General features: G+C 64.7%; 18 protein-coding genes. 9 read left to right on the forward strand and 9 right to left on the reverse strand.

Features of this window, described 5'->3' with window-relative positions; translation table 11 throughout:
- The 3 genes from EOD07_RS02600 to EOD07_RS02610 form a co-directional block, all read right to left on the reverse strand.
- Positions 1-1,820: PAS domain S-box protein (locus EOD07_RS02600; protein WP_245469784.1), on the reverse strand; the 1,820-nt coding region annotated here is incomplete at its 3' end.
- 166 nt (positions 1,821-1,986) lie between these two features.
- Positions 1,987-2,625 carry an NrsF family protein gene (locus EOD07_RS02605; RefSeq protein WP_127233839.1) on the reverse strand — a complete coding sequence of 213 codons (639 nt, stop codon included), beginning with the start codon at positions 2,623-2,625 and terminating at the stop codon, positions 1,987-1,989.
- 1 nt (position 2,626) lies between these two features.
- The gene (locus EOD07_RS02610; RefSeq protein ID WP_041011319.1) at positions 2,627-3,163 is read right to left on the reverse strand and encodes a sigma-70 family RNA polymerase sigma factor; all 537 of its coding nucleotides are present in this window, start codon (positions 3,161-3,163) and stop codon (positions 2,627-2,629) included.
- Positions 3,164-3,369: 206 nt separating this feature from the next.
- On the opposite strand from EOD07_RS02610, the gene EOD07_RS02615 reads away from it, so the two are divergent.
- From EOD07_RS02615 to EOD07_RS02635, 5 genes are all read left to right on the forward strand, one after another.
- A complete protein-coding gene (locus EOD07_RS02615; protein WP_127233840.1) occupies positions 3,370-4,374 on the forward strand; it encodes an iron ABC transporter substrate-binding protein in 1,005 nt (334 codons plus the stop codon).
- 193 nt (positions 4,375-4,567) lie between these two features.
- A complete protein-coding gene (locus tag EOD07_RS02620) occupies positions 4,568-6,124 on the forward strand; it encodes an iron ABC transporter permease (protein ID WP_245469786.1) in 1,557 nt (518 codons plus the stop codon).
- Positions 6,121-7,203: an ABC transporter ATP-binding protein gene (locus EOD07_RS02625; RefSeq protein ID WP_127233841.1), complete on the forward strand. Its 1,083-nt coding sequence runs from the start codon at positions 6,121-6,123 to the stop codon at positions 7,201-7,203. The genes EOD07_RS02620 and EOD07_RS02625 overlap by 4 nt, the downstream gene beginning before the upstream one ends.
- Positions 7,204-7,262: 59 nt before the next feature.
- On the forward strand, positions 7,263-7,538 hold the full coding sequence (locus EOD07_RS02630; protein ID WP_127233842.1) for an AbrB/MazE/SpoVT family DNA-binding domain-containing protein: 276 nt from the start codon (positions 7,263-7,265) through the stop codon (positions 7,536-7,538).
- A complete protein-coding gene (locus tag EOD07_RS02635) occupies positions 7,535-7,933 on the forward strand; it encodes a type II toxin-antitoxin system VapC family toxin (protein ID WP_040989254.1) in 399 nt (132 codons plus the stop codon). Before EOD07_RS02630 ends, EOD07_RS02635 begins: the two co-directional genes overlap by 4 nt.
- Position 7,934: 1 nt before the next feature.
- Here EOD07_RS02635 and EOD07_RS02640 read toward each other — a convergent pair whose 3' ends face one another.
- The 5 genes from EOD07_RS02640 to EOD07_RS02660 all read right to left on the reverse strand — a co-directional run bounded on the left by EOD07_RS02640 (position 7,935) and on the right by EOD07_RS02660 (position 13,202).
- On the reverse strand, positions 7,935-8,732 hold the full coding sequence (locus tag EOD07_RS02640; RefSeq protein ID WP_127233843.1) for a phosphodiesterase: 798 nt from the start codon (positions 8,730-8,732) through the stop codon (positions 7,935-7,937).
- A gap of 22 nt (positions 8,733-8,754) precedes the next feature.
- Entirely contained in the window at positions 8,755-9,864 is a 1,110-nt protein-coding gene (gene ugpC / locus EOD07_RS02645) for a sn-glycerol-3-phosphate ABC transporter ATP-binding protein UgpC (RefSeq protein WP_127233844.1), read from the reverse strand.
- Between the two features lie 11 nt (positions 9,865-9,875).
- Complete coding sequence (locus tag EOD07_RS02650) at positions 9,876-10,790, reverse strand: ABC transporter permease subunit (protein WP_127233845.1); 915 nt, start codon at positions 10,788-10,790, stop codon at positions 9,876-9,878.
- Between the two features lie 8 nt (positions 10,791-10,798).
- Positions 10,799-11,683 (reverse strand): ABC transporter permease subunit, encoded by an 885-nt coding sequence (locus EOD07_RS02655; RefSeq protein ID WP_127233846.1) that lies wholly within the window; start codon positions 11,681-11,683, stop codon positions 10,799-10,801.
- Between the two features lie 166 nt (positions 11,684-11,849).
- Positions 11,850-13,202 carry an extracellular solute-binding protein gene (locus tag EOD07_RS02660; protein WP_127233847.1) on the reverse strand — a complete coding sequence of 451 codons (1,353 nt, stop codon included), beginning with the start codon at positions 13,200-13,202 and terminating at the stop codon, positions 11,850-11,852.
- A gap of 342 nt (positions 13,203-13,544) precedes the next feature.
- Between EOD07_RS02660 and EOD07_RS02665 the strand changes: the two genes are divergently transcribed.
- Entirely contained in the window at positions 13,545-14,585 is a 1,041-nt protein-coding gene (locus EOD07_RS02665) for an endonuclease/exonuclease/phosphatase family protein (RefSeq protein WP_127233848.1), read from the forward strand.
- A 32-nt stretch (positions 14,586-14,617) separates the two neighbouring features.
- On the opposite strand, the gene EOD07_RS02670 is transcribed toward EOD07_RS02665, so the two are convergent.
- A complete protein-coding gene (locus EOD07_RS02670; RefSeq protein ID WP_127233849.1) occupies positions 14,618-15,301 on the reverse strand; it encodes a TlpA disulfide reductase family protein in 684 nt (227 codons plus the stop codon).
- A gap of 33 nt (positions 15,302-15,334) precedes the next feature.
- Between EOD07_RS02670 and argH the strand changes: the two genes are divergently transcribed.
- The 3 genes from argH to EOD07_RS02685 all read left to right on the forward strand — a co-directional run.
- Positions 15,335-16,735, forward strand: coding sequence for an argininosuccinate lyase (argH, locus tag EOD07_RS02675; RefSeq protein WP_127233850.1), 1,401 nt, complete (start codon positions 15,335-15,337; stop codon positions 16,733-16,735).
- A gap of 128 nt (positions 16,736-16,863) precedes the next feature.
- Entirely contained in the window at positions 16,864-17,070 is a 207-nt protein-coding gene (locus EOD07_RS02680) for a lipoprotein (protein ID WP_040989264.1), read from the forward strand.
- Between the two features lie 54 nt (positions 17,071-17,124).
- A partial coding sequence (locus EOD07_RS02685) for a diaminopimelate decarboxylase (RefSeq protein WP_164772037.1) occupies positions 17,125-17,835 on the forward strand: 711 nt, incomplete at its 3' end.

Below are 17,835 nucleotides of genomic sequence, written 5' to 3' on the forward strand. Positions count from 1 at the left end.
CATCCGGCGCGGATCGGCGCGAGCCCGATGCTGGCGCCGATCGAATACGGGCGCCCGTCCCAACTGAAATTGAGGTTGCGGATGGCATCGATAATCGAGCGCGCCGCGATCGGCCCGCGCTCCCCGGCGCCCGATTTGAGAAGGACGGCGAACTCGTCGCCGCCGAGCCGCGCGACGATGTCTTCCGGACCAAGCACATCGAGAAGGGTATCGGCAACGCGCTTGAGCAGCGCATCGCCCGCGGCATGGCCGCCGGTGTCGTTGACCGCTTTGAAGTGGTCGAGGTCGACGAACATGAACTGATGCCCGCCGCCATTGAGGCGGCACTGGTCGACACGCTCTTCCATGGTGCGGATGAAGCTCGAACGGTTGGCGAGCCCGGTCAGCGCGTCATGGGCGGCGGCATAGGCCAGCTGGCGCTGCAGCGCGCGCGCGTCGGTGAAATCCTGGAAGACGATGACCAGGCCGCAGAACTCCTCGCGGTCGTTCATGATCGGCGACACCACCTGGCGGATGCTGCAGCGCGTGTCGTCGCGCCGCACCAGGACCGCTCGCGTGTTCTGGTCGCAATGCGGCCGCTCGCCCGCCGGCGGGCGCGAAAGCCCGATCCTGTGCCCGCTCTCTTCATCGACCGCCCAATAGACATGGCCGAGCACCTTGCCCATAGCCTCGCTGACATCGACGCCGGTGAGCTTTTCGGCGATCGGGTTCATGAAGGTGATGCGGTTGGCGGCATCGGTGCAGATCACCGCGTCGCCTATCGACTGCAGCGTCACACGGAGCCTCTCCTTCTCGTCGGCCAGCATGGCCGCGGAAACCTTGAGCCGTTCTTCGGCCTGCTTGCGCTCCGTGATGTCGGTCAGGCTGCCGATGGCCCGGACCAGCCGGCCCTCCGCGTCGCGCTCGATCGCCTTGCCGCGGTCGAGGATCCAGACCCAATGGCCGTCCTTGTGCCGCATCCGGAACTCGGCCTCGAAGAAGGGCGTCTCGCCGTCAAGATGCGCGCGATCCGCTTCGGCGACGATTTCGCGGTCGTCCGGGTGGATCATCGTCAGCCAGCGGTCGGGGTCGCCGTCGAGTTCACCATCGGCATAGCCCAGCATCTTGACCCAGGTTTCGGAATAGGTCGTGCCGCCCTTGCGCATGTCGAGGCTCCACATACCTTGCCCGGCGCTGGTCAGCGCGAAATTCCAGCGCGTCTCCGCCTCGGCGATGCGCGCCTCGGCCTGCTTGCGGGCGTCTATGTCCTCGATCTGCGACACGAGATAGAGCGGACGGCCTGTCTCCTCTTCTCGGATGACCGAGCCGGCAAGCTGCGCCCAGACCGCAGTGCCGTCCTTGCGCAGATACCGCTTCTCGAAGTGGAAGGAGTGGATCTTGCCTTCCTTCAGGCTCATCATCGTCTCGCGGCCGATCTGCAGATCGTCGGGATGCGTGATCTGGAGGAAAGTCAGCGCCTCGATCTCCGGGCGTGTGTAGCCGAGCATATCGGCGAAGGCCGGATTGGCCTGAACGATGCGCCCGTCGAGGCCGACAATGGCGACGCCGATCGCCGAATCCTCCATGGCGCGACGAAAGCGCTGCTCGCTTTCGGCGATCTGCCGACCATCATCGATGATCCTGCGAATGAACAATCCCGAGAAAAACAGCGTCACGGCCGTGATGGCGACGGATATCTGCAGGCAGACTTTCAGCGCCTCTTCACCGAGCCCCAGCGCCGGCAGCAAGACCGATGCGGCCAGGGCAACCAGTCCCCCTGCCATGAACGCGAACACGGCACGCTTGCCGGCCCGCGGACCTTTCCAGTTCAACCACGCCACGATGCGATCCCACCCAACACGCAGCTGCACGTTGCCATAACCCTGGCGGATCGGTTTTAAGGAATGGTTGCGTGGACGGCGGCGATCGCTCCGCTAACCGGCAAACAATTACCGGCATGATTAAGGTACTGTTTCCAAACAGCATCAAAGGATCGGGGTGCGGCGGCTACCAGCGCACGAAGAGCCGACCGCCGATGGCGCCGAGCAGCGTGAGGAAAGCGATGGCGACCGTATACCAGGTGGCGACGAAGAGCGGCGAATCGTCGAAGCAATGCGCGGCATAGAAGGTCGCCGCGAGCCCGCCCGCGAGCAGGCCGGCCACCGCGCCCGCCAGCACCGGCCGCGTCGGCGCGCCGTAGCGAAGCATGCCGAGGAAAACCGCCAGCGGACCGATGCCGATCAGCGGGATGAAGCTCATGCAGATCATCATGTTGGAACCGATAAGCCGCTTGCCCCAATCGGCCTCGGGCACGACGAAGAGCTCCAGAACCACCGCCAGCACGACCAGAAGCGGCGCGGCGAGCATCCAGGCCATCCTCCGACCGGTCGAAGCGCCTGGCACCGACAGCGCGCGGATCAGCGCGAAAGCGCTGGCCGCGAGCACCAGCGTAAACACGAATTTCGACATGAAGCGCATCGTATGCATGGCGGGCATGATGTCGGGGCGCGGCCCAATGGTCGCAAAGAAGACCACCGCGGCGATCACTACGGCCACGCCGACCGCCAGCCACCAGGCCTTGCCGAGCGGCATCGCCTTGTCCCGGGCATCGGCGTCGAGCGCCTTGATGAGATCCTCTGTCCTCATGTCACTGTCGTCCAAACCGTTTGGCGATCGCGGCGAGACCGCGATGCAGCGAGACACGCACCGCCGTCTCGCTGATCCCGAGCTTGCTCGCCGTCTCGCCGATCGAATGGCCGTCGACCGAGATCGACGACACCACCGAGCGCTGCGCCGGCGGCAGCCCGTCGAGCGCCCGGTTGATGTCGCGCTCGCTCACCGTTTCCGCCTCCGGTTCCGCGAAGGTTTCGGCGATCTCATCGATCTCGACCTCGATACGCCGTCCGCGCCGGCGGAAAGCGTCGATCAGCTTGAAGCGGGCAATTGCGTAGACCCACGGCAAGACCGGCGCATCCTCGCGCCAGGTGTGCCGTTTGACGTGAATTGCCAGCAAGGTTTCCTGCACGACATCCTCGGGGTCGACCCCGCCCTGTACGATCTTGCGCCGGACAAAGCCGCGAACGAGAGCGGCAATCCGGTGCAGAAAGTCGGCATACGCCCTTTCATCGCCCGCGATCGCAGCCCTGAACAGCCCGGAGAGCTCGGCCTCGTCCTTGCCGGTCACAGAGTCCACTCCCCCGATTTTCGTGCTTCGGCCCTGGTTTGTTACGTGGCCGGCGAAATAATGTCCAAGCCAAACTACCGCAAAATCACGAAAGTTTGCGGCGCGGCGACCGATTGAAGCAGGGTCACAATGTTGACTACAACAATCAGGTATTGATAGGAGCAGCCATGTTCGAACCCCTGTCTCCAGTTTTAAGGACGATGCCCATGAAAATTGCCCTTTCCACGCTTGCCGGCGCCGTGCTGGCGCTCGGCCTGATCGCCGGCCCGGCCATGGCCGAGGATCAAGGCATCATCGTCTACAATGCCCAGCATGAGAGCCTCGCCAAGGAATGGGCGGCGGGCTTCACCAAGGAAACCGGCATCAAGGTCACGCTACGCAACGGCGGCGATAGCGATTTCTCCAACCAGATCGTCGCCGAGGGCGCGGCCTCGCCGGCCGACGTCTTCCTGACGGAGAATTCTCCGGCCATGGCGCTGGTCGAGGCTGCGGGCCTGTTCGCGCCGGTCGACGCCGAGACCCTCGCCCAGGTTCCGCAGGAATACCAGCCCTCGAGCGGGAAGTGGGTCGGCGTCGCCGCCCGCAGCACCGTCTTCGCCTATAACAAGGACAAGCTCAAGGAAGACCAGTTGCCGAAGTCGCTGCTCGATCTCGCCGATCCGAGCTGGAAAGGCCGCTGGGCCGCATCGCCGTCGGGCGCCGATTTCCAGGCCATCGTCAGCGCACTGCTGCAGATCAAGGGCGAGGCTGCCACCGCCGGCTGGCTGAAGGCGATGAAGGAGAACTTCACAGCCTACAAGGGCAACTCGACGGTGATGAAGGCGGTCAATGCCGGCGAGATCGATGGCGGCGTGATCTACCACTATTATTGGTTCGGCGATCAGGCCAAGACCGGCGAGAACAGCAAGAATGTCGGCCTGCACTATTTCAAGAACCAGGACCCGGGCGCCTTCGTTTCGGTTTCGGGCGGCGGCGTGCTGGCCTCGAGCAAGCACCCGAAGGAAGCCCAGGCGTTCCTGAAGTGGGTGACCGGCAAGGGCGGCCAGGACGTGCTGAAGACCGGAACCTCGTATGAATATGCGGTCGGCAAGGATGCCCAGTCCAACCCGAAGCTGGTGCCGCTGGCCGATCTGCAGGCACCGAAAGTCGATCCGGCGACGCTGAATTCCAAGAAGGTCATCGACCTGATGACGCAAGCCGGCTTGCTTTAGTTCGCGTTCGTCCTAAAAGGGCGAACGACCGTGCTCCCGCGGCAATTCGCCTTCCGCGGGAGCGTTTTTGTTTGGAGATCGCTTCGTCGATGACAGTCGACTGCGCTTCGACCCGCCTGAGCGGCACATCGGACCGCTTCCGCCGGCCGGCGGAAGTGACCCAGTGGCCTGCCTGATGCAGTCGACGATCGACATGACTCCGGCAAGACTGCCGGCGGCTGGGATGAAGAAGCGCCGGTCCACGTCATGGATCACGCTCGCCGCGGCTCTGATCTCGCTCACCGCGCTGCTGCCGCTCGCCTTCATCGTCTGGATCGCGATCCAGACCGGCTGGGATACGGTGGTGGCGCTGATCTTCCGCCCGCGCGTCGGCGAACTGCTGGTCAACACCGGACTCCTCGTCATCGTCACCGTACCGATGGCCATCGCGCTGTCGGTGGCGCTGGCCTGGCTGACCGAGCGCAGCGACCTGCCGGGCAATCGGCTTTGGTCGTGGCTGTCGGTCGCGCCGCTCGCCATCCCCGCTTTCGTGCACTCCTATGCCTGGATCAGCTTCTTTCCGGGCCTGCACGGGCTCTGGGCCGGCGTGCTGGTCTCCGTCATCGCCTATTTCCCGTTCCTCTATCTGCCGATCGCCGCCGCGTTGCGCCGCCTCGACCCGGCGCTGGAGGATGCCGCGGCGGCACTCGGTCTTGGCCCGTGGCGGGTTTTCGCGCGCGTCGTGCTGCCGCAACTGAGGCTCGCCATCTGCGGCGGCTCGTTGCTGGTCGGCCTGCATCTCCTGGCCGAGTACGGTCTCTATGTCTTCATCCGCTTCGACACGTTCACCACCGCGATCGTCGACCAGTTCCAGTCGACCTTCAACGGTCCGGCCGCCAACATGCTGGCCGCCGTGCTGGTGGTCTGCTGCCTCTTCCTGCTCGTCCTCGAAGTGATGATACGCGGCGAGGAACGCTATGCCCGCGTCGGTTCCGGCGCCGCGCGCAAGCAGCAACGCGCTCGCCTGGGCCGCGCCACCTTGCCATGCCTGCTTTTGCCGGCGGGCGTAGCGCTGCTGTCGCTCGGTGTGCCCTTCGTCACCGTAGGCCGCTGGCTGCTCGCCGGCGGCGCCGAAGTCTGGCGGTGGGACGAGATCGGCCTGGCGCTTGGCCAGACGCTGTTCCTTGCCATCGCCGGCGCGGTGCTTGCAACGATTGCCGCCATGCCGATGGCCTGGATCTCCATCCGCGCCCCGGGGCGGCTGCAACGCCTGCTCGAGAGCTGCAATTACATCGTTGGCGCGTTGCCGGGCGTGGTCATCGCGCTGGCGCTGGTGACCATCACCGTGCGCGTCGCGCTGCCGCTCTATCAGACACTATTCACCATCCTGTTTGGTTACGCGCTGATGTTCCTGCCGCGCGCGCTGATAAGCCTGCGCGCCTCGATCGCGCAGGCGCCGGTGGAACTGGAGCGCGCCGCTTCCAGCCTCGGCCGGCCGCCGGTCAAGGCGTTGTGGTCGACCACCGTCCGTCTGTCGGCGCCGGGCGCCGCGGCCGGCATGGCCATGGTAGCGCTCGGCATCACCAACGAGCTCACCGCCACCCAGATGCTGGCGCCCAACGGCACCCGCACGCTGGCGATGGCTTTCTGGTCCTATAGCGGCGAGATCGACTACGCCTCCGCCGCCCCTTACGCGCTGATCATGGTGGCGATGTCGCTGCCGATGACCTGGTGGCTCTACATCCAGTCGAAGCGGATGGCCGGACGATGAGCTTTCTCGAACTCAGCGGTGTCGCGAAGAGCTACGGCCCGGTGACGGCGCTCGCCGGCGTCGACCTGAAAGTCGAAAGCGGCAGCCGCACAGCCATCGTCGGCCCATCCGGCTGCGGCAAGACCACCTTGCTCAGGCTGATCGCCGGCTTCGAGGCGCCGGACCGCGGCCGCATCGCCCTCGACGGCAAGGTGCTGGCCAATGGCGGCGCCGCCGTGCCGGCGCATCGCCGCGGTATCGGCGTGGTCGCCCAGGATGGCGCCCTCTTCCCGCATCTCAGCATTGCCGACAATATCGGTTTCGGCATGGCGCGCGGCGAGGACAAGCGCATGGAGCGCATCGTCGAGCTCGCCTATATCGTCGGGCTGGACAAGGCGGTCCTGAAACGCCGGCCGCATGAGCTTTCCGGCGGCCAGCAGCAGCGCGTCGCGCTTGCCCGCGCCATGGCGATGAAGCCCAGGCTGATGCTGCTCGACGAGCCCTTCTCGGCCCTCGACACCGGTTTGCGCGCCTCGATGCGCAAGGCAGTGGCCGAGCTCCTGGAGGAGGCGGGCATCACCACTATCCTGGTCACGCACGACCAGGCCGAGGCGCTGTCCTTCGCCAGCCAGGTGGCGGTGATGCGGGACGGCCTGTTCTCGCAGGTCGGCACGCCGCGCGAGCTCTATTTTAAGCCCCGGGACAGGATGGTCGCCGAGTTCCTCGGCGACGCCATCATCGTGCCGGCCAGGATCGCCGACGGCTTCGCCGTGTCGCGGCTCGGCCGCATCGCGGTCGACACGGACGAACGGCGCGATGTCGCGCGCATCATGCTGCGGCCCGAGCAGGTCCTGCTCAAGCTGACCTCGCGCGAAGGCATGTCGGGCACACCGGACATGCTGTTCGGCGAAGTGACGGACTGCGAGTTCGCCGGCTCGGTCTGCACCGTCGCGGTGCGGCTGCTCAACAGCCCGGATCCGCCCGATGCCGCCGCGATCGGCAACACGCCGCTCATCCTGCGCAGGACAGGCATGGACGCCCCGGCTGTCGGCGAGATCGTGCGTCTCACTGTCACCGGCAAGGCACATGTGTTCGTTTAGTCTCTAACTTGAAAATAATGCAATTTTGCATTATTTTTGGAAGCTCGGAGGCACATCACATGACGACATTGACGGTTACCGCGAGGGGCCAGGTCACCTTCCGGAAGGACGTGCTCAAGCACCTCGGCATCCAGCCCGGCGACAAGATCCGGCTTGATCTTCTGCCCGGTGGACGGGCGGAACTGAAGGCCGATCAGGGCAAGGGCTCCTGGCAGGAGCTGAGCGGGATGCTCAAGGGCAAGACGAACGACGCACGGCTGTCGATCGAGGAGATCAACGATGCGATCGCCGACGCCGGCGCTTCGAGCGGGATGCGTGGACTCGAGCGCAAGTGAAGGTCAGCCTCGACACCAACGTGCTGTTGCGCCTTGTCGTCGGCGACGACGAAGCGCAGCAGCGGACGGCAGCCGCGACCCTGGAAGAAGCCGAACTGGTCGCGATCAGCGTTCAAGCGCTCTGCGAGTTTGTCTGGGTGCTGGACAGAAGTTACCGGGTCGCACGGCCCGATATATCCGCCTCGATCCGCCGCATCCTCGACATGCGCAACGTCGTAGCCAACCGACCGACGATCGAGGCGGGCCTGGCCGTGCTCGACGCCGGTGGCGATTTCGCCGACGGCGTGATCGCGTTCGACGGTCAGTGGCTCGGTGGCGAAACCTTCGTGTCCTTCGATAGGAAAGCGGTAAAGCTGGTCGAGGGACAGGGAACGCCGACACTGCTGCTCGGGTGATCTACCGCACCCGCTGCCCCGTCGCCGGTGACCAGAGCGGCCATTGCTCCAGGAAATCGCGGCTGTGGATGACGACGCGGGCGCCGTCGATCAGGATGATCGAATAGGCGGGCGGCGCCTGTTCGACCATTTCGTCGCCGACGAGGTCGAGCATGAAGCGGGCATGCATGCCGCGCTGCACCGAGAACGGAATGCCGGCGACGGTGCCGGCGATGTCGCGGTGGACATGGCCGAAGAAGATGTAGCGGACATTGCCGTGGCGGGTCAGCACATCGATGAGCCGCTGCGGCTGTTCGAGGCCGAGCGGGTCGAGCAGCGTCAGTCCGAGCTCGACCGGCGGATGATGCAGGAAGATATAAGCCGCCTTGCCCGCCACCTCGCCGAGCCGGGCATCGAGCCAGCCGAGCCGTTTGTCGCACAGCTCGCCGGTGACGCGGCCTTCGGCCAGGCTGTCGAGGAAGACGAGCCGCCCTTCCGGCGCGTCGAAAACCGACTGGACGAAGCCGTTACCGTCGGTTCCATTCTCGGGGAAGGCGGCGACGAGGTTGGCGCGCCGGTCGTGGTTTCCGGGCAGCAGACGGAAAGGCACGGTGAGCCGACTCAGCGCCGCCTTCAGGTCGGCATAGCTCTCGGCCTCGCCGTCATCGGTCAGGTCGCCGGTGAAGATGCAGAGCGTCGCATCGCTGTGACGTTGATTGATATGATCGATGCATCGATCAAGTCGTTCATTCAGGTTCGCGCCATAGCGTATCTCGCGCCGACGACCGAGATGGACGTCGGTGACCTGGATGATTTTCATTGCATGAACCCTCAAATCAAATTCACAAAGTCGCCGGGGCCGGTTCGGGCACCGAGGCCTTGAACACGTCGAGCCTGCCGCCCGTCTCCGAGGAGAAGAAGTGCAGGTCCGATTCGGCGAACTGCAGGCCGACCGTGCTGCCCGGTTCGGGATGGACGGTCTCCGACGTAACGATGGAGAACGGCGCGCCGTCGAGATCGACATAGATGACCCGGCCGGCGCCCAATTCCTCGATGAGGTCGACGCTCGCCGCCAGCGCTCCGGGCGTGCCCGCCGCCACCATGCGCACCGCCTCCGGCCGGATGCCGACCGCGACTTTCGCGCCGACGGGCAGGCCCGTGCGCGACACGTTGAGCTTGCGGCTGTCGCCGAGCAGCGACAGCCCGTCCAGCGTGACGGTGCCTTCGAGCATGTTCATCGCCGGCGCGCCGACGAAGGTGGCGACGAAGCGGCTTGCCGGCCGGCTGTAGACTTCCGCCGGCGTGCCGACCTGCTCGACGCGGCCGCCATTCATCACCACCAGCCGGTCGGCCAGCGTCATCGCCTCGACCTGGTCATGCGTGACGAAGACCGAGGTGGCGCTGAGACGCCGGTGCAGCTTGCGGATCTCGGAGCGCATCTGCACGCGCAGCTTGGCGTCGAGGTTGGAGAGCGGTTCGTCGAACAGGAACACTTTCGGCTCGCGGATCATGGCGCGGCCCATGGCGACGCGCTGGCGCTGGCCGCCCGACAGCGCCATCGGCTTGCGGTCGAGCAGGTGCTCCAGCTCCAGGACGCGCGCCACCGCCTGGATGCGCTGGGTGCGCTCGGCGGCGGAAACGCCGGCCACCTTCAGCGAATAGCCGATGTTCTGCGCCACGCTCATATGCGGGTAGAGCGCGTAGTTCTGGAACACCATGGCGCAGCCGCGCTCGCGCGGCTCGAGCTTGTTGACCACCGCGCCGTCGATCGCGATCGTTCCGTCCGAAATCTCTTCCAGCCCGGCGATCATCCTGAGCAACGTGGACTTGCCGCAGCCTGACGGCCCCAGGATGACGACGAATTCGCCCGAGGCGAAGTCGAGGTCGACGCCATGCACGACCTGCGTCTTGGCGTAGTTCTTCTTGACGCCGCGGATGGTGATGGAGGCCATTTTACGTCTCCCTATTTTTCGGTGGCGATCAGGCCGCGCACAAACCAGCGCTGCATCAAGACCACGACGAAGAGCGGCGGCAGCATGATGATCAGCGTGCCGGCCATGGCGATATGCCATTCCGGCGCGCCGCCGACATTGGGGATGAGCTGCTTCAGCTCCGTCACCGCCATCGCGTGCGACTGGTCGGTGGTGATAAGCAGCGGCCACAGATACTGGTTCCAGGCCCACAGGAACATGATGGTGCCGAGCGCCGCCATGTTGTTGCGCGACAGCGGCAACAGGATGTCGACAAAGAAGCGCAGCGCGCCGGCGCCGTCCATGCGCGCGGCCTCGGTCAATTCGTCAGGCACGGTCAGGAAGAACTGGCGGTAGAGGAAGGTGCCGGTGGCGGTCGCGATCAGCGGCAGGATCAGGCCGCTATAGGAATTGAGCAGCCCGAGGCTGAGCTGGACCTGGACGCCGGATATCTTCTCGATCAGCCAGGATAGCCCTGTCAGGTCCATGATCGCCTGATAAGGCTCGAGCACATTGGCGACCACCGCATAGGTCGGCACGATGCGCACTTCGAGCGGCAGCATCAGCGTGATGAAGATCAGCCAGAAGATCAGCATCCGGCCAGGGTAGCGGAAATAGACGATCGAGAAGGCCGTCAGCGCCGAGATGATCACTTTGCCGGCGGCGACGCCGAACGCCATGACGAAGGAGTTGAAGAGCTTCGGGCCGAGATCGGCCGTCGTCCACGCCGTCTTGATGTTGACCCAAAAATCGCTGCCCGGCAGCAGCGACATCGGCACGTCGTTGACGTCCTTCAGATTGTGCGAGGCGGCGATCGCCACGATGACGAACGGCGCCACGCAGAATACGAAGCCGGCGAACAGGATCAGATGCGTGAAGAAATTGAGGATCGGGGTGCGCTCGACCATGGCCCGCCTCAACGATAATGCACGCGCCGCTCGATGAAGCGGAACTGGACGATGGTCAGCGCGACGATGAGCAGCATCAGGATGATGCTCTGCGCGGCGGCCCCTGAGTAATCCAGGCCTTTGAAGCCGTCGGAATAGATCTTGTAGACCATCAGATTGGTGGCGTTGGCCGGTCCGCCGGCGGTCATGATGTCGACGATGCCGAAGGAATCCTGAAAGCTCTCGGTGATGTTGATGACCAGCAGGAAGAAGATGGTCGGCGTGATCAGCGGGAACTGGATGTCCCAGAAGCGCCGGATGACGCCGGAGCCATCCATCGCCGCCGCCTCGATCAGCGAACGCGGGATCGCCTGGAAGGCGGCGAGGAAGAAGATGAAATTATAGCCGACATATTTCCAGGAAAAGGCGATGATGATCGAGGCCATCGCGTCGGCGCCGTCGAGGCCGGGATCCCAGAAGCCGGGCCAGAATTTGTTGACCACCGCCATGAAGCCGGCTTCCGGCGCCAGGATGAAGCGAAACGCCAGCGCCAGAGCCGGCGCGGCGATGCCGTAGGGCCAGATCAGAACGACGCGGTAGAGCCATGAGCCGGCAAGCTGCCGGTCGGTCAGGGCGGCGAGCACCAGCGCGATGACCATCGCCAGGCCCGTGCTGATACCGGCGAAGATCATGCTGGCGGTGATGGAGTTCCAGTAGTCGGCGTTGGCGAGGATCGAACGGAAATTGTCGAGCCCGACCCAGATGTTGCCGCCGCCCCAGGGCTGCTGCAGCGTCAGCGACCAGTAGACCGCCTGGCCGGCCGGCCAGTAGAAGAAGGTGAAGATCAGGAACAGTTGCGGCACCGCGAACAGGATGCCGATCGTCCATCTGCCGAAAGTGACGCGTTTTTCCATCGATCCGCCGATGCAGTGGAACCCATCAGCCCGCCTTCGCGGGACAGATTAGAACATGTCTCCCGAAAGTGGGAACCGGTTTCGGGACAAAGACATGCGTGGGATCAAAACCATATGAAATGGCCGCCCGTCGAGGTTCGACGGGCGGCCGTTCCGCCATCCGGGATCAGGGCAGGGTCTTACCCGGATAGGTCTGCTGGAAGCGCTCGAGGATCGCGTCGCCGTTCTTGACCAGCGTGTCGAGGCCTTCCTGCACGCTGACCTTGTTGGCGAAGATCGCCTGCATCTGCGTGCCGAACTCGGCGCGGATCTGGGTGAAGTTGCCGAGGCGCACACCACGGGTGATCTCGGTCGGCTCCGACGCGGTCAGGCTCTCGATCGCCACTTCACGGCCCTTATAGGGCGCCTTGTCGTAGAAGCCGTTGGACTTCATGAAATCGAAGCCCGACTTCGTCACCGGGATATAGCCGGTGTTGGTCGACCAGAACAAAGCGGTCTTGGGGTCGTGGATGAAGTTGAGGAACGCGGCCGCGCCCTTGTATTCGGCGTCCGACTTGCCCGACAGCACCCACAGCGAAGCGCCGCCGACCAGCGAGTTCTTGCGCTCGGTGCCGGCATAGACCGGCAACTCGGCGACGTCCCAGTTCATGCCTTCCTTCTGGGTGCGGCCGACCGTGCCGTGGTCGCCGACCGAGGTCAGGATGACCTGGCAGGTGCCGGTGGCGAAGGCCTGCACCATGTCCTGGCCGAGATCCTTCGACTTGATCTTCACCAGGCCGGCGTCATACCACTTCTTCAAGTCGGTGACGTATTGGACGAACTTGGTCTTGTTGACTTCCAGACGGGCGTCGAGACCGTCATAGCCGTTGTTCTTGGTGGCGACCGGCTGGTTGTGCAGCGCCGAGAACTGCTCCATCAGCTGCCAGCTCTCGTTGGCCGAGATGTTGATCGCCATCGGGCACTCATAGCCGGCGTCCTTCAGCGCCTTCAGGTCGGCGCCGACATCTTCCCAGGTCTTCGGCGCCTCGGTCTTGCCGATCTTGGCGAAGGCGTCCTTGTTCCAGTACATCAGCGCCGTCGAGGAGTTGAACGGGAAGGACAGCATCTCGCCCTTCGACGTCGCGTAGTAGCGGGCGATGCCGGGGAAATAGTCGCTGTAGTCGATCTTGTAGCCGTTCTCCTCCATCAGCTTGTCGGCGGGCTTGTAGGCGCCCGACAGCATCATGGTGGCGGTGCCCACGTCATAGACCTGGACGACGGTGGGCTGCTTGCCGGCGCGGAAGGCGGCGATCGTGTTCTGCAGCGTGGCGTCGTAATTGCCCTGGCTGGTGCAGACGACCTCGTAGTCCTTCTGGGAATCGTTGAAGTTCTTGCACAGCGTGTCGACGACGCGGGCGAGATCGCCCGAAAGACCGAACCAGAAATCGAATTTGACCGGCTCCGCGAAAGCAGGAACCGCGAGCGCGGTGCTGAGCGCGCCGGCGGCAAGGGCAGCGAAGCCCCGCTTGATGATCGTCATGGTTTTCCCTCTTGAGTGGCAGTGTGACAAGGGTTTTGCGCAAGTCCTTGCCCGCTCTCATAGAGAAGGTATGTGACAGTTCTGTTGTGGGCCCGAAGTCCCTGTGGACAGCCAGTCTCTCCTCCCCCTGGCAGCGGTCGCGCCGGCATGAAACCGTCACATCGGCGCTCTAGAGCATGATCCCGAAAAGTGGGAACCGGTTTTCGGACAAGATCATGCTCCAACAAAGAATTGGATCAGGATGACGATTCAACGAAACGTCATCCTGATCCAGGAAGCTAGGGCGCTTCGAAGCGGCGAAAAGACCTACGTCGTTAACCGGCTAACTGGATGAGAAGATACATGCTGGTCCCGCAGCTCACGCACGTGCCCGTCACCGCCCGCAACGCGATGCGGGACGGCCCGCGCGACAGCGCCACCCATCTGCGCCACGCCGCTGCCGTTTCCGCCCTCGGCGAGATAGAGATCGGCGGCCAGGCGTCGCGCGAAAGCGCCGGCGAGAGCCTGACCGTCATGGCCTGGAACGTCGAGCGGCTGCGTCACGTCGATGCCGTCGCCGCAACGATCGCCGGCCAGGCGCCGCAGGTCGTGCTGCTATCGGAGGTCGACAAGGGCATGGCGCGCTCCGGCAACGGCCATCTGTTGAGCCGGCTCGCCGATCGTCTGGGCCATTCCTACGCCTATGGCGTCGAGTTCCTGGAACTCGGCACCGGCAACGAGACGGAGCAGGCGGCAAATGGCGGCGCCGAGAACGCGGAGGGCTTCCATGGCAACGCCATAACCAGCGCCGTTCCGCTGCTGCGGCCCTTTCTCGTTCGCCTGGACGCGGCCGGCGCCTGGTTCCTGCCGGAGCACGGCCAGCCGCGCGTCGGCGGCCGCATGGCGCTCGGCGGCCAGGTGATGGTCGGCGACCGCCGGGTCACCGTGGTCTCCGTGCATCTCGAGAACCGCACCGCGCCCGCCGGCCGTGCCGACCAGACGCGCCACCTGCTCGACGCCATCGACAGATACGACGCGGAAGCGCCGGTGCTGATCGGCGGCGACTTCAACACGCTGACCGCCACCTATCCGGAACGCAATGACGATCCGGTCGCCTGGCGGGCACGCATTGCCGCCGAACCGGACCGTCTGATGTATCCGGAACGGCATGAGCCTTTGTTCGCGGCGTTTGCCGAACGTGGCTACGACTGGAAGACGGCCAACGCGTTCGACAAGCCCACCCAGCGGCGCGCAGCCGGCGACACCACGCCTGCCGGCCACATCGACTGGTTCTTCACGCGCGGCCTCGCGGCAAGCATGCCGGCAACACTGCCCGCGGTGTTGCCGGACGGCAGCCCGAGCGCCGACCACGAGGCGCTGGTGGTCACGGTGCGGGTGAAGTAACGGCGTTCCGGGATCGACAAGAACCCGGAGGGTCACGGCGCGAGCGCCGCTTCCACCAGTCGCTTGGCGTCGGGGCTCGACCACTCGGCCGGGCCGTTCATGTGCGCGATCAGGCAGCCGTCCGCGTCGATCAGCATGGTGACCGGAAGCCCCAGCGCCAGCCCGCGCGTCTTCGCCTCGTTGAACAGCGCGATCGTCGGGTCCCGGTAGAAGCCGAGCGTTTGAACGCCGATCTCCTTGAGGAACTTCTTCGGCTTCGTGTCGTCGCCGGTGTCGACATTGACCGCAACGACCTCGAACGCATTGCTGCCCTTCTCCTTCTGCAGCGCATCGAGTGCCGGCATCTCGGCGCGGCATGGCGCGCACCATGTCGCCCACAGATTGAGCAACACGGTCTTGCCGGCATGGTCGGCGATGGTCATCGGCTTGCCGTCGGGACCGTTGAAGGCCAGGCTCTTCAGCGACTGCGGCGGATCGGCCGGCTGCAGCGCCGCGACCTGGCCGACGGCTTTCGCCGCAATGGCCTTGGCCCGGTCGGCCTTGGCCGCGCAGGCGGCATCGTCCTTGCCGGTGGCAGCTGCGACCTTCTCGGGAGCGTTGTTGCCAAAACCGCTCTCGCTGACATATACCGCCACCGCGCCGGCCAGCACGCCCGCCACCAAAGCGGCGAGGATGAGGCGCGTAGCCGGAAAAAAGAATCTCTTGCCGTCTGCCATTTTCAAAACTGCTCCGGAGCACGGGTTATAGCGATGAGCGACAAGAAGGCCAGCAACCAGATGTGGGGCGGACGTTTTGCCTCGGGTCCGGCCGCGATCATGGAAGCGATCAACGCGTCGATCGGCTTCGACCGCAAGCTCTACGCGCAGGACATAAGCGGATCGATCACCCATAGCGAGATGTTGGCTGAAACGGGCATTATTTCGGCGGCCGATCAAGAAAAAATCGCCCACGGGCTGAACACGATCCTGAAAGAGATCGAGGCCGGCACGTTCGAATTCTCGACCAGGCTCGAAGACATCCACATGAATGTGGAAGCCCGCCTTGCCGACCTGATCGGTCCGGCGGCCGGACGCCTGCACACCGCCCGCTCGCGCAACGACCAGGTGGCGGTCGATCTGAGGCTCTGGGTCAAGCAGGAATGCCAGCGCGTCGCCCTGGCGTTGAAAGACCTGATCGCCGCGTTCCTCGAACGCGCCGAGGAGCACGCGGCGACCGTCATGCCAGGCTTCACCCATATGCAGGCGGCGCAGCCGGTGACCTTCGGCCACCACTGCATGGCCTATGTCGAGATGTTCGGCCGCGACCTCTCGCGCGTCCGCGACGCCATCGAGCGCATGGATGAAAGCCCGCTGGGCGCGGCGGCCCTTGCCGGCACCAGCTTTTCCATCGACCGCCATATGACGGCGAAGGCGCTGGGTTTCCGCGAGCCGACCCGCAATTCGCTGGACAGCGTCTCGGATCGCGACTTCGCGCTCGAGTTCCTGAGCCTCGCCGCGATCTGCGCGACGCATCTCTCCAGGCTGGCCGAGGAGATCATCATCTGGTCGACGCCGCAATTCGGCTTTATCCGGCTCTCGGATTCCTTCTCCACCGGCTCCTCGATCATGCCGCAGAAGAAGAATCCGGACGCCGCCGAGCTGGTGCGCGGCAAGACCGGCCGCGTCAACGGCCATCTCGTCGGCCTGCTGACCGTGATGAAGGGCATGCCGCTGACCTATGGCAAGGACATGCAGGAGGACAAGGAAGCGGTCTTCGACGCCGCCGAGACGCTCGACCTGATGCTGGCGGCGACGACCGGCATGGTGCGCGACATGACCGTCAACGCCGCCGCCATGAAGAAGGCCGCCGGCGCCGGTCACGCCACCGCGACCGACCTTGCCGACTGGCTGGTGCGCAATCTGGGCCTGCCCTTCCGCGAGGCCCATCATGTCACCGGCCGCGCCGTGGCGCTCGCCGAGGAAAAGAAGGTCGGGCTGGAGAAGCTCTCGCTGGACGACCTGCGTTCGATCCATCCCGGCATTACCGACGGCATCTTCTCGGTGCTTGCCGTACAGAATTCGGTGAAGAGCCGGGTGAGCTTCGGCGGCACCGCGCCGTCGGAAGTGCGAAAGCAGATCCGCTACTGGAAAAAGCGGCTCGCCAAGGCTTGATGCATGTCACCCGGAAGTGCGTAGCGGTTCTGGGACAACGACATGCATGAAAACAAATGCCGGGATGCAAAGCGCCGAAAACTCGGTTAAAAGCGCAGCACAATAAACAGTTTCGAACGGATGGATCGATGACCCGTAGCAGGATTTTGGTGACGCTGGCGTTGCTGGCGGCGGTTGTCACCGTTACCGCCTGCGGCAGGAAGACCGGCCTCGACACGCCTTACGAGGCGGCGGTGCAGGCACGCAAGGATGCGGAAAAAGCCAAGCAGCCGGTGCCGCCCGAGCCGGAAAAACCGGTCAAGGACAGGAAATTCATCCTCGATCCCCTGCTCTAGAGCCGACGAGATCGACCCGATCTCATACCGCTCCAACTTCCGGAACCGAACCTCGTGAACCATTTCGATTACCGCGACGGCGTGCTCCATGCCGAGGAGGTCGCGATCCCTGATATCGCAGCAGCGGTCGGCACGCCCTTCTATTGCTATTCGACGGCGACGCTGACCCGGCATTTCCGCGTCTTCAGGGAGGCCTTCGCCGGCCTCGACGCGCTGGTCTGTTACGCCATGAAGGCGAACTCCAACCAGGCCGTTCTGAGGACGCTGGCCAAGCAGGGCGCGGGCGCCGACGTGGTCTCGGAAGGCGAAATGCGCCGCGCTTTGGCCGCCGGCATACCGGCCAGCAAGATCCTGTTTTCCGGCGTCGGCAAGACCGCGCGGGAAATGGATTTCGCCCTCAACGCCGGCATCCTTTGCTTCAACGTCGAATCCGAGCCCGAGCTGGAATTGCTGTCGGCGCGCGCGACTGCGCTCGGCAAGGTGGCGCCAATCTCGCTGCGCATCAATCCGGATGTCGATGCCAGGACCCACAAGAAGATCTCGACCGGCAAGGCCGAGAACAAGTTCGGCATCCCATGGCAGCGCGCCCGGCAGGTCTATGCCCGCGCGGCTGAATTGCCGGGCATCAAGGTGACCGGCATCGACACCCATATCGGCAGCCAGATCACCGAATTGCAGCCCTTCGACGACGCCTTCGCGCTGCTCGCCGAGTTGGTCGGCGCGCTACGCGCCGACGGACATTCGATCGAGCATGTCGATCTCGGC

The organism is Mesorhizobium sp. M2C.T.Ca.TU.002.02.1.1, from assembly GCF_003997225.1.